General features: G+C 71.0%; 12 protein-coding genes and 1 rRNA gene. 5 read left to right on the forward strand and 8 right to left on the reverse strand.

Annotated elements, in window-relative coordinates; all coding sequences use genetic code 11:
- Positions 1-44 precede the first annotated feature (44 nt).
- From CR470_RS13705 to mtnA, 7 genes are all read right to left on the reverse strand, one after another.
- The gene (locus CR470_RS13705; RefSeq protein ID WP_097867873.1) at positions 45-800 is read right to left on the reverse strand and encodes a response regulator; all 756 of its coding nucleotides are present in this window, start codon (positions 798-800) and stop codon (positions 45-47) included.
- 183 nt (positions 801-983) lie between these two features.
- Positions 984-1,673 carry a ribosome hibernation-promoting factor, HPF/YfiA family gene (hpf, locus tag CR470_RS13710; RefSeq protein ID WP_097867874.1) on the reverse strand — a complete coding sequence of 230 codons (690 nt, stop codon included), beginning with the start codon at positions 1,671-1,673 and terminating at the stop codon, positions 984-986.
- 326 nt (positions 1,674-1,999) lie between these two features.
- Positions 2,000-2,758, reverse strand: coding sequence for a ComF family protein (locus tag CR470_RS13715; RefSeq protein WP_097867875.1), 759 nt, complete (start codon positions 2,756-2,758; stop codon positions 2,000-2,002).
- An 84-nt stretch (positions 2,759-2,842) separates the two neighbouring features.
- On the reverse strand, positions 2,843-4,672 hold the full coding sequence (locus CR470_RS13720; RefSeq protein ID WP_097867876.1) for an LpqB family beta-propeller domain-containing protein: 1,830 nt from the start codon (positions 4,670-4,672) through the stop codon (positions 2,843-2,845).
- A gap of 34 nt (positions 4,673-4,706) precedes the next feature.
- Positions 4,707-6,746 carry an MtrAB system histidine kinase MtrB gene (gene mtrB, locus CR470_RS13725; RefSeq protein ID WP_097867877.1) on the reverse strand — a complete coding sequence of 680 codons (2,040 nt, stop codon included), beginning with the start codon at positions 6,744-6,746 and terminating at the stop codon, positions 4,707-4,709.
- Between the two features lies 1 nt (position 6,747).
- The gene (gene mtrA / locus CR470_RS13730) at positions 6,748-7,437 is read right to left on the reverse strand and encodes a two-component system response regulator MtrA (RefSeq protein WP_007448372.1); all 690 of its coding nucleotides are present in this window, start codon (positions 7,435-7,437) and stop codon (positions 6,748-6,750) included.
- A gap of 4 nt (positions 7,438-7,441) precedes the next feature.
- Positions 7,442-8,584 carry an S-methyl-5-thioribose-1-phosphate isomerase gene (gene mtnA / locus CR470_RS13735; protein WP_097867884.1) on the reverse strand — a complete coding sequence of 381 codons (1,143 nt, stop codon included), beginning with the start codon at positions 8,582-8,584 and terminating at the stop codon, positions 7,442-7,444.
- A gap of 140 nt (positions 8,585-8,724) precedes the next feature.
- On the opposite strand from mtnA, the gene CR470_RS13740 reads away from it, so the two are divergent.
- Genes CR470_RS13740 through CR470_RS13760 form a run of 5 tightly spaced genes read left to right on the forward strand, consistent with a single transcriptional unit; the run spans position 8,725 to position 14,226 of the window.
- Entirely contained in the window at positions 8,725-9,936 is a 1,212-nt protein-coding gene (locus CR470_RS13740; RefSeq protein ID WP_097867878.1) for a glycerophosphoryl diester phosphodiesterase membrane domain-containing protein, read from the forward strand.
- Between the two features lie 4 nt (positions 9,937-9,940).
- Positions 9,941-10,630, forward strand: a complete 690-nt coding sequence (locus CR470_RS13745; protein ID WP_097867879.1) for a DUF4129 domain-containing protein — start codon at positions 9,941-9,943, stop codon at positions 10,628-10,630.
- Positions 10,627-11,877, forward strand: a complete 1,251-nt coding sequence (locus tag CR470_RS13750) for a DUF4350 domain-containing protein (RefSeq protein WP_097867880.1) — start codon at positions 10,627-10,629, stop codon at positions 11,875-11,877. The genes CR470_RS13745 and CR470_RS13750 overlap by 4 nt, the downstream gene beginning before the upstream one ends.
- The gene (locus CR470_RS13755; protein ID WP_257138628.1) at positions 11,874-12,902 is read left to right on the forward strand and encodes an AAA family ATPase; all 1,029 of its coding nucleotides are present in this window, start codon (positions 11,874-11,876) and stop codon (positions 12,900-12,902) included. Before CR470_RS13750 ends, CR470_RS13755 begins: the two co-directional genes overlap by 4 nt.
- 10 nt (positions 12,903-12,912) lie before the next feature.
- Positions 12,913-14,226 carry a DUF58 domain-containing protein gene (locus tag CR470_RS13760; protein ID WP_097867881.1) on the forward strand — a complete coding sequence of 438 codons (1,314 nt, stop codon included), beginning with the start codon at positions 12,913-12,915 and terminating at the stop codon, positions 14,224-14,226.
- Between the two features lie 146 nt (positions 14,227-14,372).
- Here the strand turns inward: CR470_RS13760 and rrf are convergent.
- Positions 14,373-14,440 (reverse strand): 5S ribosomal RNA (gene rrf, locus CR470_RS41475); the annotation flags it as partial.

Below are 14,440 nucleotides of genomic sequence, written 5' to 3' on the forward strand. Positions count from 1 at the left end.
CGGCTACCGCTTGCCGGGACCGCGGGGTGGCCGGGGCCCGTCCGCTATCTGATCTCCAGGATCTTCTCGCGCATGGCATAGACCACGGCTTCCATCCGGGAGTGCAGCTGCAGTTTCTCCAGGATATTGCGGACGTGGTTCTTCACCGTGTTCTCGGAGATGAACAACTCCTTGGCGATATCCCGGTTGTTCATGCCGGTCGCCACGAGTTTCAGCACTTCCAGTTCGCGTTCGGTGAGCCGGGGCGCCGGAACGAGCCGCCGCTCGTCGGTGCGCTGGATCATCGATTTGAACTCGGTGAGCAGCTTGGAGGCCATGGAGGGACTGATCTGGGACTGCCCGTCGGCGACCGCGCGAATGGCTGTGGCGACCTCGTCGGTGGAGATCTCCTTGAGGAGATACCCGGTCGCGCCCGCCTTGATCGCCTCGTAGAGATCGGCTTCCTCGTCGCTGATCGTCAGCATGATGATCTTCGCGCTGGGGGCCACCTCCTTGATGGCCGTACAGGCCTCGATGCCGCCGCGCTTGGGCATCCGGACATCCATCAGAACGATGTCGGGCAGCAGGTCGGCGGCCTTGTCGACCGCCTCGGAGCCGTCCCCGGCCTCGCCGACGACCTGGATGTCCTCCTCCTGGGCGAGGACGATCTCCAGGCCCCTGCGGAAGAGCGCGTGGTCATCGACCACGAGGACCCTGATGGGCTCCTTGCGTGAAGCGCTGTCCGCGCCGGCGCCGGTGTACGCACCGGTGTCGTCGTCGGAGTCGTTCGCATCGCGCACGGGCCCGAAGGTGTCCGCCATCGTTCCTCCCCCTGAAGGCCACGGCCTGAAGTGTCGGTCGTTCGCCAACGGCACTTCGCGGAACACCGATTGGCTCGGGCCGCCATGATTCCATGCCCGGCACCCGGCACGGTGGTCCTGTGCCCGTGCGCGGGTGCCCCCGGTGGCGCGAAAGCGCCCCGGGGACACCTCGACGCTGTGGCCTCAGCCGCCGAGCGCACCGCCCGCGCCGCCTGCTTCGTCCGCGGCGAGCGGGTCGGTCCTCAGGTGGATGACGCCGTAGTCGTAGGCGTGTCGCCGGTAGACGACACTGGGCTCCTTCGTCTCGGAGTCGACGAACAAGTAGAAGTCGTGGCCGACCAGTTCCATCTCGTAGAGCGCCTGGTCGAGCGACATCGGTGCGGCGGTGTGGGTCTTCTCGCGCATCACGAGCGGCCCTTCGCCCTGCACTTCGAGCGAGCCGATCCTCGTGGTGGGGACGGGCTCCGACGGCTGGTCGCCGACCAGTTCACCGTCCTCGTCGAACGAAGCGACGCCGGGGACCACGTCCCCGACCTCGGCAGCAGACAGACGGCCGTTGCCACGGCGGCTGTAGCGCTTGTCGTGCTGCTTGCGCAGCCGGGCCTCCAGCTTTCCGGTGGCCAGGTCGAGCGCTGCGTAAGGGTCGCCCGCCGCCGCTTCCGCCCGGATGACCGGCCCCCGGGAGCGGAGCGTGATCTCCACCCGGTCGGAACGGTCGGCCTGACGGGGATTCGGCTCCTTGGACACCTCGACGTCGAGGCTGATCACCTTGCCGTCGAACTTCTGGATCTTGTCCAGCTTCAGCTTCTCGGCCACGTGCTTGCGGAACCGCTCGGGCACCTCGGTCTTGCGGCCCTTGACGACGATGTCCACGCAGAACTCCGTTCCCGGATCGCCCCGCTCATCGGCGGGGCATCTCCCTTTTGCACCAGGCCCCGGAGATCACCAGGGCCTCGGACTCGGTGGCTTTCGCCTCCTCCTCCCCCGCCGGAAGGGTCGCAACCCCACCGACTCGCGTGCTTCTCCTACCGGTGAGTTACCTGCCCGAAACCTGATGGTGCATTCATCGAGGTGCGGCATTCACCGTTCCTCACAACCGAACATAGCCTGCACACCAGGGTCTCGGCACCCGCTACTGGCACGTACCTCCGTTCAGGGCGTCTTGCCCTCTCATTACCTGCAACGATGCGGGTTCTCCGTCAGTTCCGGTTTATTTCGAAGGCGGAGGGAGAGGCCGCGACGACCGCGGCCCGGCACCCTCCGTGCACGGAGAGCTCCCGACCGGCTCCGCACCCCTCACCGACGGCCCGTGCCGCCTCCGCCAGCGTCGATCCCGTCGTCAACAGATCGTCGACCAGAATCACCGTGCCGTGCCGGGGAGGGGCCTGCCCGAGGAGTCCGTGCCGGAGGAGTCGTCCTCCCCCCTCCGTGAGCTCCAGCGCGCCGGCCAGATTCGCGCGCCGCTGCCGCGCCCCGAGACCCGACTGGTCGGCGACCTTCCGCCGCTGCCGCAGCAACGGAACCACCTCGGCCTCCAGCCCCTCGCGCCGGAGGTCCCGCGCGGCCGTGGCGGCGATCCTGCGCACCGGGTCATGGCCACGCGCCGCGGTCGAGGAACGCGCGGAGGGCACGGGGACCAGCAGCAGGGGGCCCGCGCCGCCCGGCCGCCCCGCCCAGACCCGTACACCACCCGCCAGGGCCCGCCCGAGCGCCCCGGCCAGCCCCAGTGCCCCTCGCTCCTTGTGGGCCAGCAGAACCGCGCGTACGGCGTTCTCGTACGGCGCGGCCGCGTACACCGCCGGAAGCCCCGGAGGCCGGGGCGAGGGCCGGACCAGGCGGGCGGCCGCACCGTGCAACGCGGCTCCGCAGGCCGCGCACAGCTCGGTTCGCGGCATGCCGCAGCCGGCACAGGCCACCGGCAGCAGCAGACCGGACAGTTCCTGCCACGCGTTCCGCATGACCTCACTGTGCCGAGGCCGCCGGGACCGGACCACCCCTGTGGAAAACCCCGGGCGCCGGGCGGAGCCCCGGCGGCTGCCGGATCAGCCGGGGTAGACCAGCGACGTGCCCTGTTTGAGGACCGTCTGCCAGTTGTCCCCCGGCGAGAGCTTCACTATGCCGTCGCTGGCGGTCTCCGCCATCAGCGGAAGCAGCTCGTCGTCCGCCGCGGCGACCGACTGGACCTGGTTCACCCCGGGCAACGACCCCGAGGCCGACGTGGAGCCGTCCGCCTGCACGTAACGCACCTGCTGGACACCGCCCTCCTCCTTGCCGACGACCACCAGCCGGCTGCGTCCGGACCAGGAGATAGACGTCACGTCCGTGAGCTGCGGTGCGGCCTGGCGCAGGTCCTCGACCGAGACCTCGGGCACCACGGCGGAGCCCCGGCGCTCGACCCGGCCGATGTTCAGCGTCGTACGGCCGTCCTTCCGCAGCAGCAGAGCGATCCGCACCCCGTCCGCGGACAGCCGCAGCTCCTCGATCCTGGCGCCGTCGAGGCCCGGCACCCGGACCTCCTGCGCCTCGCCCGCGCCCCCGGTCAGCCGCAGCAGCGCGGAACCGGCCGGATCGCGGTCGGCGACCCACAGGTCGCCGCGTCCGTCCCAGCTCGGCGACGACAGCCGGTCCGCGGCCTTCTTTCCCTTACTGCTGACGAGGGGATCGGCCAGTTCGCCCTCCGTCTCCAGGGACGACACGTAGAGGTGATGCCCGTCGGCGGAGACCGCGGCGGCCCGCTGTTCGTCCCGGGCCACCCCGACGGCACCCATCGGGACGGCGCCCGCACCGAGCGGGCCGGTCACGGGCTCGGGCGTTCCGGTGCCGTCGGTGGCGCCGGGGATCCGCTCCACCTGCCCCTTCTCGTTGATGAAGTACTGGCTGTCGTCCCCGTCGGAACCGTGGTCGGCGGAGAACTCCGGCCCGTCGTCGGCGTCCAGCGCGCAGAGCTGGCCCTTGCTTCCCTCCAGCTCCACCCGCTCGACCCGCGCCGAGGTCAGGTCCCGGAGCGTGAACAGCACCTGAGCGGCCATCATCCGGCAGGCACTCCGGTCCGCCGTGTCGGCCTTCCGGTTGAGCCGCACCTTCAGGACGTTCTGATCGTCCGGCGCCAGCGCGATGACGTCCTTGCGCAGGGTGGTCCCCGCCGGGAACCGGGAGTCGACCACGGGCCGCAGCCAGTTCGACGGCCCGGCGAGCAGCGTCCTGACGGTCTGAGCCGCGGTGTCCATGCGCGTGACCGGATCCGTACGGTTGCGTACGTGGACGGGGTCCGCGACGAGCGTCAGCCGGCCGTTCGTCCGCCCGGTGGCGAAGTAGTACTTGTTCACGGAGCGGTAGAGCCGCTTGAAGTCGGACTGCCCGAGGAGCAGGCCGTCCGGCACGACGTCGATGCGCCACTCCTGCTTCCCCTCCGCCCCCTTCTCCTGCACCAGGTGCAGGGTCTGGGAGTAGTCGGCGGGCGCGAGCGGACGGTAGGAACTCTGGGCGTCGACCGCCGCCACCTTCTCGCCGGTCAGCGTGTAGGTCGTCTCCCTGGCCCGGTTGGCCCGGTTGCCCTCGTCGTGGAGCAGGGGGCCGCTGCGGTGGGGAGCCTGGGCGAGCACCGTGATGCCACCGCTCGGCTTCCAGGTGTTCCGGGCGGCGGCGCTCAGATACTTCCGGGTGGTCGCGAACGCGGGATCATCACTGGTCATCGACTCCAGGAAGCCGTCGACGATCTCGCTGGGCGGCGCGCCTTCCCGGGGCGCCACCGCGTACACCTGCACCTGGGAGTCCCCCGGCTGCGAGGCGTCGACCGCCTTGACGTCCCCGGTCACCGGCATCGAGCCGCACCCGGCCAGCACGACGATGCCGCAGACCAGCAGCGCGGACATCCGCGCCGCCCGTCCTCGGCCGCCCGGACGGCGGTCAGTACCCACGGGTGGTGTCCTCCTGGTCGGAATCGAGTACGCCGTCGACCGAACGATTGCCGGGGCGCTCCTGGGCCGGGCGCGCCACGACACGTGCCCCGTTGCCGGGCAGCGCTGCGGGGTGCACCGACGAGGGGGCGCCGTTGCGGACGGCGGGGCCGCGGCCGGGCACGGGCAGCGGCGAACGCTCGCCGGCCCCGGGCTGGGGCGGCACGGACATCAGCCGGTGGCCGTCCGACGCGCCCGCCCCGGCCTCGTCACGTTCCCGGTTGCCCCGGTTGCGCCGCGAGTCCTCGGGCTCCAGCGGTATCGGCGAGCCACGCAGAGGCTCGTCCGCCGTACGCGGCAGGGTCAGCCTGAACTGCGAGCCGCCGCCCGGCTCGCCCCAGGCCTGGAGCCAGCCGCCGTGCAGCCGGGCGTCCTCCACGGCGATCGACAGGCCGAGACCCGTCCCGCCGGTCGTCCGGGCCCGCGCCGGGTCGGCACGCCAGAACCGGTTGAAGACCCGGGTCGCCTCGCCGGGCTTGAGCCCGACCCCGTAGTCCCGGACGGCCACGGCGACCGCGCCCTGGGCCACGCCCATCCGCACCACGACGTCCCGGCCCTCACCGTGCTCGACGGCGTTGACCACGAGGTTGCGCAGGACGCGTTCGACGCGGCGGGCATCGGCCTCGGCTATCACCGGCTGTTCGTCGCCGACGACCAGGATCCGGGTGCCCTTGCGCTCGGCGAGCGGCTCGGCGCCACCGATCACCCGGTGCACCACGGTCCGCAGGTCTATCGGCTCGGCCTCCAGGGCCGCGGCGCCCGCGTCGAACCGGCTGATCTCCAGCAGATCGGCGAGCAGCGACTCGAACCGGTCGAGCTGGTCGCCCAGCAGCTCGGCGGAGCGCGCGGTGACGGGGTCGAAGTCGGCGCGCGCCTCGTGGATGACGTCGGCGGCCATCCTGACGGTCGTGAGAGGGGTTCGCAGCTCGTGCGAGACGTCGGAGACGAAGCGCCGCTGCATCCGGGAGAGCTCCTCCAGTTGCTGGATCTTCAGCTGGAGGTTCTGGGCCATCTTGTTGAAGGCCTCGCCGAGCCGGGCGATGTCGTCCTCGCCGGTGACCTTCATCCGTTCCTGCAGCTTGCCCGCGGAGAGCCGCTCGGCGATGCCGGCGGCCATCCGCACCGGTGTGACGACCTGCCGCACCACGAACCAGGCGATGGCTCCGAGCAGCACGACGACGAACAGTCCGGCGGTCGCCAGGGTCGTCTTGACCAGTGTCAGAGACTTCTCCTCCTGCGTGAGCGGGAAGAGGTAGTAGAGCTCGTAGGGCTGTTGGTCGATGTCGTAGAGCCGCTTGCCGACGACGAGGCCCGGCTGCGCCTCCGTGCCGTACGAGTACCGGATCTCGGAGTACGTCTGGAACGCGCCCTGCTCGCTGCTCACGTCCCGCCGCAGGCGCTCGGGCACGCTGGACGCCTCGACGCTGCCCGAACCGCGCGCGGCACGGCTGCTCGCTCCCTCGGTCACCGAGTCGACGCTGAGCGCCACCACGTTGAAGGCGTTCTTGCCGCCGCTGGCGAGCTGGTCGACGAGCTCGGTACGCCAGGAGGTGCTCCCGGTCATACCGTCGGTGCGCTCGCTCCCCTGCCCGTCGGGGGCGAGGGGGGCGTTGGCCTTTTCCTGGGCCGCGGCGAAACCGCCGGCGGCCTGGGTCTGGGCGGCCGTGCCCTTGGCTTCGAGCAGGCCATTGCGCACCTGGCCGATGACGACGAAGCCGAGCAGCAGCACGACGCCGATCGACATCAGCAAGGTGCCCGCGACGACGCGGAGCTGCAGATTGCGCCGCCACAACCGGACGGCGGGCAGCAACGGACGGCGCACCCACCGCATCAGCAACCGCGGTACGGGCCCACCGGGTGCCCGGTCCTCGAACAGCCGGCCGCCCCGCAGGAAACGGCTCATACGTGACGCCTTCCGTCCCGGGCCGGCAGCCCGCTCCGTACGGACTCCCGGCTCACCGGGCCCCGGAGCAGCGCTGCCTCGGGCCATCTCAGCTCGGTCCGGCCTTGTAGCCGACGCCTCGGACCGTCACGACGATCTCCGGCCGTTCCGGGTCTTTCTCGACCTTGGAACGCAGACGCTGAACATGCACATTCACCAGGCGGGTGTCGGCCGCGTGGCGGTAACCCCACACCTGTTCCAGCAGGACCTCACGGGTGAAGACCTGCCACGGCTTGCGGGCGAGCGCGACCAGCAGGTCGAACTCCAGCGGAGTCAGGGCAATGGACTGCCCCTCCCGCTTCACGGAGTGGCCGGCCACGTCGATGACCAGGTCACCGATGGTCAACTGCTCCGGCGCGGGCTCTTCGGACCTCCGCAGACGTGCCCTGATCCGGGCAACCAACTCCTTAGGTTTGAACGGCTTGACGATGTAGTCGTCGGCCCCTGATTCCAGGCCGACCACGACATCGACGGTGTCGCTCTTGGCAGTGAGCATGACGATCGGCACACCGGACTCGGCCCTGATCAGCCTGCACACCTCGATGCCGTCCCTTCCGGGCAGCATGAGGTCGAGCAGCACCAGGTCCGGCTTGGCCTCACGAAATGCGGCCAGTGCCTTGTCGCCGTCCGCTACGAACGACGGCTCGAAACCTTCTCCACGCAGCACAATCCCGAGCATCTCGGCCAGTGCGGTGTCGTCGTCGACGACAAGGACGCGTCCCTTCATAATCGACATCATCCCATTAGCTAATCGTTACCTGCGATGACCTGGCACACAGCTCTGCCAGTCCGGCCCCCGTGACCGGGGAAACAGCACCCTCCTCGGTGACGATCGCCGTGATCAGTTCCGGCGGCGTGACGTCGAAAGCCGGGTTGTACGCCGGGGCCCCGAGGGGTGCGACGACCATCCCGCCTCCGCCGCCGGCCGATACACCCCACGCGGGTGTGAGCTCCGTCACTTCCCTCCCGGAGCGCTGCTCGACGACGATCGATGTGCCGTCCGAAGTCTCCAGATCCACCGTCGTCGTCGGCGCCACCACGATGAAGGGCACGTGGTGGTACTTCGCGAGCACGGCCAGCGGATAGCTTCCCACCTTGTTGGCCACCGAGCCGTCCGCGGCGATGCGGTCCGCCCCTATGAGCACCGCATCCACCTCCCCGGCCGCGAACAGGGACCCCGCCGCGTTGTCCGTGAGCAGGGTGTACGCCAGACCGCTGCGCGCCGCCTCGTACGCGGTCAGCCGGGCCCCCTGGAGCAGCGGCCGCGTCTCGTCCACCCACAGCCGTCGCAACCGCCCCTGCCGGTGCGCCCGCAACGCCACGGCGAACGCCGTCCCCTCGCCGCCGGAGACCAGCGCCCCGGTGTTGCAGTGGGTCAGCAGCCGGTAGGCGCGGCCCGGCAACAGCTCCTCGAGCAACGCCTCGCCGTACTCCGCCATACGCCTGCTGGCCCGGGCATCCTCCCGGTGCAGCGCCCGCGCCTCGGCCAGCGCCGCCGCAGCGGCGGCCTCGTCCCCCTCTCCCTTGCCGGAGGCCCCCCAGTAGGCCGCCGCCACCCGCCGCACCCCGTAACCGAGGTTCACCGCGGTGGGGCGCGCCCCCTCCAGGAGACCGGCCGCCTCCGCGACGTCGAAGCCCCGCGCCGCGGCGAGCGCCACCCCGTAGCCCCCGGCGATCCCGAGCAGCGGAGCCCCTCGCACCGCCAGTGTCCGGATCGCCCGCACCAGCGCGGGCACGTCGGTGCACACCAGCTCGACCTCCTCGGCGGGCAGCCGCGTCTGGTCGAGAAGCACCAGTACGGGACCTTCCGGAGGCTCGTCCCAGCGAAGTACGGAAAGCGCGGGAGGCTCGCGGCCCACCGTCGATTGCGCGTCCTGATCAGCCATCCGCCCAGTCTGCCCGGTGCGCCGCCCGCACATGAAGGCGTGGAGGAGACAGAGCGGCTGGTCCGCCCCGGACCTACGCGTGGCACGATGGCTGCCAACCTGCCGCCCCGATGAGCGGTCAGGACGGTGAAGGAGCGAGAATGAACGACTCTCCGGGCTGGGCGTCGCCCGGATCTGCCCCCTCCGACGGCAAGGAGACGGCGATCCCCCGCCCCTCCGAACCTCAGGACGGGAGCGGCCCGACGGGGCAGTGGTCCCCCGAGCAGCCGCCCCCCGGGCAGTGGTCCCCACCGAGCAACCCCGGCAGCGGCCCCGGAACACGGCCGCCCGCCCCCGGCTGGGGCGGTGGCCCGCAGCGACAGGGCTGGGCAGGACCGCCGCCGGCCGCGAAGCCCGGCGTCATCCCGCTGCGCCCCCTGAGCCTCGGCGAGATCCTCGACGGCTCCGTCTCCGCCCTGCGCGCCCACTGGCGTACCGCACTCGGCTTCAGTCTCGCGGTCTCGGTGGTCACCCAGGTCGCCGTCATCCTCATGCAGCGCTATCTGCTGCCGGAACCGACCTCCGTCGACCCGAACGCCACCGGTACCGAGGCCCTCCGCCAGGCCACCGACTCCGCCCGGTCGACACTGATCTCCCTGGCCCCGGCCTCCCTCGTCACGATGATCGCCACGCTCTTCACCGCGTCGATCATCACCGTGGTCATCAGCCGCTCGGTGCTGGGCCGTCCCACCACGCTCTCCGGCGCCTGGGCAGAGGCCCGCCCCCGCGTCCTCCCGCTGCTCGGGCTGACCGTGCTGGTGGCCCTGATCATGGCCGCGATCATGACCGTGGGCATCGGCCCCGGCCTGCTGCTGGGCTCCGAGGCAGGCGCGGCACTCGCCTTCCTCGGCTTCGCCGCCGCCTGCGTCGTGATGCTCTGGCTGAACGTCAGCTTCGCACTCGCCGCCCCCGCACTGATGCTGGAACGACAGAGCATCGTGGCCGCGCTGCGCAGGTCGGCGAAGCTGGTCCGCGGCGCGTGGTGGCGCACCTTCGGAATCCTCGCCCTGACCTGGCTGCTGACCTTCCTGCTGACGTTCCTCGTCTCCATTCCGTTCGGCATCATCGCGGTGATCGCCGACGGAACCGACGTCAGCGAGTTCTTCAGCGGCACCGCCCCTTCCTTCGGCTGGCCGTTCCTGATCGTCACCGGCATCGGCGAAGTGATCGTCTCGACACTGATCTACCCCTTCGTCGCCGGCGTGATGGCCCTCCTCTACGTGGACCAGCGCATCCGTCGCGAAGCACTGGACCTCGACCTCGCACGGGCCGCCGGTCTGCCCGGCTACGGCGCCGACACCCCCGGGAGCTGATGCGGTGTCGGAGGCGGGGGGCATCACCACCACACGGCGGGGCTCGGCATCGGGCGACATACCCGTGGACACTCCACGCCTCCCCGCACGGGAGGCGGCCGAGAGCGAGCTGTCCAAGCCGATGTACCACGAGAACGACCCGAACTTCCTCCAGCGTGCCCTGAACCAGTTCTGGGACTGGGTCGCCGGAGTATTCGACGCCGCCGCGGGCGCCGCCCCCGGCGGCCCTGCCGGACTCGCCGTCCTGGTCGTCATCGTCGTCGGCCTTGCCGCCGCCCTCTGGTGGCGGCTCGGCACCCCGCAACGCTCCTCCCGGAGCACGGACGCTCTCTTCGACAGCGACGGCCCCCGCAGCGCGGCCCAGCACCGCGCCGCCGCCGAAACACACGCCGCGGCTCTGCGCTGGACCGAGGCCGTCCAGGAACGCATGCGTGCCATCGTCCGGTCCCTGGAGGAACGCGCCCTGCTCGACCCCCGCCCCGGCCGCACAGCGGACGAAGCCGCGGCCGAAGCGGGCCGTACCCTGCCCGAGCACACCGCCCGGCTGCGCGCCGCCGCCCGGACCTTCGACGACGTGACATACGGGGGCCGCACCGCGGACCAGCCGACATACCTGTCCCTGCGCACCCTCGACCTCGAACTCGACGAAGCAAAGCCGCTGCTGCCCGGAACCTCCCGAGGAGCCACCGGATGACCGCGGCGACCACCGCCTCCCCCACCTCGACGGCGCCCACCCCTGGCCAGGTCTGGACCCGCGCCCGAGGCATCCTGGCCGTCGTCCTCATCCTCGTCGTCGCCGGCATCACGTTCGCCGTCGTACGTTCCGGCACGAACCACGGACAGCTCGACCCCCGCTCCGCGGACCCCAAGGGCAGCCGCGCCGTGGCCGAACTCCTCAAGGCTCGTGGCATATCCGTCACCGTCGCCACCACTCTCGACGAAGCCACCGCCGCGACCGGCCCCGACACCACGCTCCTCGTCACCGGCCCCAATCTCCTGACACGGTCGCAGCAGCTCCGACTGGACGCGACGGCCTCCGCCTCCGCAGGACGCACCCTGCTGATCGCCCCCGGACCGGGAGCCACGGCCCGGCTCGCCCCCGGCGTCCGCGCCGAGCCGCACCACGCCGTCCGTGCTCTCGCCCCGTCGTGCGAGCTCCCCGCCGCCCGGCTGGCCGGCACGGCGGACATGGGCGGCACCCGCTACACGACGCAGGACCCCGCCGCCGTCACCTGCTACCCGACTGCGGGCCTCCCCAGTCTGATCGTCCTCCCGACCGGTTCGGGCGGCGACACCGTCATCCTCGGCTCCCCCGGCTTCCTCCACAACGAGCGTCTCGACCAGCAGGGCAACGCCTCTCTCGCCCTGCAACTCCTCGGCTCCCGTCCCCATCTCGTCTGGTACCTCCCCTCTCTCGCGGATCCATCCGCAACAACCGACGACGACTTCCCCGGCGGCGGAAACGAAGAACAGTCAGAGGACGGGACGAGGGACGACGCGGCCGACGGGAGCAGCTTCCTCGACCTCGTCCCCTCCGGCTGGTTGTGGGGAACGCTTCAACTCGCCCTCGCCGCAGTCCTCGCCGCCGTCTGGCGGGCCCGCCGACTCGGCCCCCTGGTGACCGAACGGCTGCCGGTGGCCGTCCGCGCGTCCGAATCGGCCGAAGGCCGCTCCCTCCTCTACCGCAAGGCCAACGCCCGCGACCGGGCCGCCGACGCCCTCCGAGCCGCCACCCGCACACGCATCGCGCCCCTCGCCGGAGTGCCCGTCCGTGATGCGCACACCCCCGACGTCCTCCTCACCGCCGTGTCCGCACGCGTCAACGCCCCGGACCACGACCTCACCACCCTGCTCTTCGGTACGGCTCCCTCCACCGACGCCGCCCTGGTCCTCCTCGCCGATCAACTCGACGCCCTCGAAAGAGAGGTACGCACTTCATGAGCGCCCCGACCCCCGAGCCGGCCGAGCCCACGGTGCCCGCAGCGGCCCCCGTGAGGCTCACGGAACCGGAGCCGTCCGACAGCGCCCGCGCTTCCTTGGAGGCTCTGCGCTCCGAGATCGCCAAGGCCGTCGTCGGCCAGGACCCCGCCGTCACCGGACTCGTCGTCGCGCTGCTCTGCCGGGGACACGTACTCCTCGAAGGCGTACCCGGCGTGGCCAAGACCCTGCTGGTGCGCGCACTTGCCGCATCACTCGAACTCGACACCAAGCGCGTGCAGTTCACCCCTGACCTGATGCCCAGCGACGTCACGGGCTCGCTGGTCTACGACGCGCGCACCGCCGAGTTCTCCTTCCAGCCCGGCCCCGTCTTCACCAACCTGCTGATCGCCGACGAGATCAACCGCACCCCTCCCAAGACCCAGTCCTCCCTCCTCGAAGCGATGGAGGAAAGGCAGGTCACCGTGGACGGAACCCCGCGGCCACTGCCTGACCCCTTCCTCGTCGCAGCGACCCAGAACCCCGTCGAGTACGAAGGCACCTACCCCCTCCCCGAAGCCCAACTGGACCGTTTCCTGCTCAAACTGACCGTTCCGCTTCCCTCGCGGCAGGACGAGATCGACGTCCTCACCCGTCACGCCGACGGCTTCAACCCGCGGGACCTGAAGGCCGCGGGGATACGTCCCGTCGCCGGACCCGCCGATCTGGAAGCGGCACGCCAAGCCGTCGCGAAGACGACCGTCTCCCCCGAGATCGCCGGCTATGTAGTGGATATCTGCCGTGCCACGCGCGATTCCCCCTCGCTCGCCCTCGGCGTCTCCCCCCGAGGCACCACCGCACTGCTGTCGACCGCCCGCGCCTGGGCCTGGCTGACCGGCCGGGACTATGTCATCCCGGACGATGTGAAAGCCCTGGCGCTCCCCACGCTCCGTCATCGCATCCACCTGCGGCCCGAGGCGGAAATGGAAGGAGTCACCCCGGACTCCGTCATCGCCTCAGTGCTCGCCCACGTCCCCGTACCCCGATGAGGCGGTGACCATGGCCCTCACCGGACGTACCGCGCTGCTGGCCGCCCTCGGGTCACTCCCCGTAGGCATCCTCGCTCCCAGCTGGACCGGGATGCTTGCGGTCAACGCACCGCTCTCACTGGCAATTCTGTGTGACTATGCCCTGGCCGCGCCAGTGCGCACGCTTCGATTCACTCGATCCGGCGATACATCTGTTCGACTCGGTGACGCGGCCGAAGTGCAACTCACGGTGACCAACACGTCCCGCCGGCGCCTGCGCGCCCAGCTGCGGGATGCCTGGCCCCCCAGCAGCTGGACCTCGGGCTCCGAGCGCCGCGCCTCCCGCCACACACTGGCGATCCCCGCCGGGGAACGGCGACGCCTGGTCACCGTGTTGCGCCCGACCCGTCGCGGCGATCGGCAGGCAGAACGCATCACCATCCGCTCGTACGGCCCGCTGGGCCTCGCCGCACGCCAAGGGCAGCACCGGGCCCCGTGGACCGTACGGGTCCTGCCACCGTTCACCAGCCGCAAGCATCTGCCTTCCCGGCTCGCCCGGCTCCGGGAACTCGACGGCCGCACCAGCGTTCTGACACGCGGTGAAGGCACGGAGTTCGACAGTCTGCGGGCGTACGTGCCCGGGGACGACACCCGCTCCATCGACTGGCGGGCCACCGCGCGCCAGTCCGCCGTAGCGGTCCGGACATGGCGTCCCGAGCGTGACCGGCACATTCTGATCGTCCTCGACACCGGCCGCACGTCAGCGGGCCGGGTGGGTGACGTCCCCCGCCTGGACGCCTCGATGGACGCCACACTCCTTCTCACCGCGCTCGCCACCCGGGCGGGCGACCGCGTGGGCCTCCTTGCCTACGACCGCCAGGTCCGAGCCCGGGTCCAGGGCCGGACGGCCACGGGTGAAATTCTGGCCACTGTCATCAACACCCTGGCCACGTTGGAACCCGAGCTCATCGAGACGGATGCCCGCGGCCTGAGCAATGCCGCCCTCACCGATGCCCCCCGCGGTTCGCTGATCGTCCTCCTCACCACGCTGGAGGCCGCCCCCATCGAGGAGGGTCTCCTCCCGGTTCTCCCTCAACTCACCCAGCGCCACACCGTTCTGCTGGCTGCGGTCTCCGATCCTCGGATCGAGGAAATGGCCAACGCCCGGGGAACCGTGGACTCGGTGTACGACGCGGCAGCCGCAGGTCAGGCCCAGGCCGACCGTCGCCGCACGGCAGACAGACTCCGCCGCCACGGCGTTGTCGTCGTGGACGCCACTCCGGAGAATCTCGCTCCCACGCTTGCCGACACGTACTTGGCCCTGAAGGCCGCAGGCCGTCTCTGAGGCGCTTGTCAGGGGCCTGCGGGCTGATGGGCGTCTCCCCTGTCGTGGCCCTGCGGTGCAGGAGCCTCTGCCTGTCGGCCCGCCGATCGAGTCTGAAACGCAGAAAAGCCCCGCACCACAAGGCACGGGGCTTTCCCGGAAAAATTGTTCGGCGGCGTCCTACTCTCCCACAGGGTCCCCCCTGCAGTACCATCGGCGCTGAAAGGCTTAGCTT

Source organism: Streptomyces sp. rh34, from assembly GCF_002551245.1.
Lineage (GTDB): Bacteria > Actinomycetota > Actinomycetes > Streptomycetales > Streptomycetaceae > Streptomyces.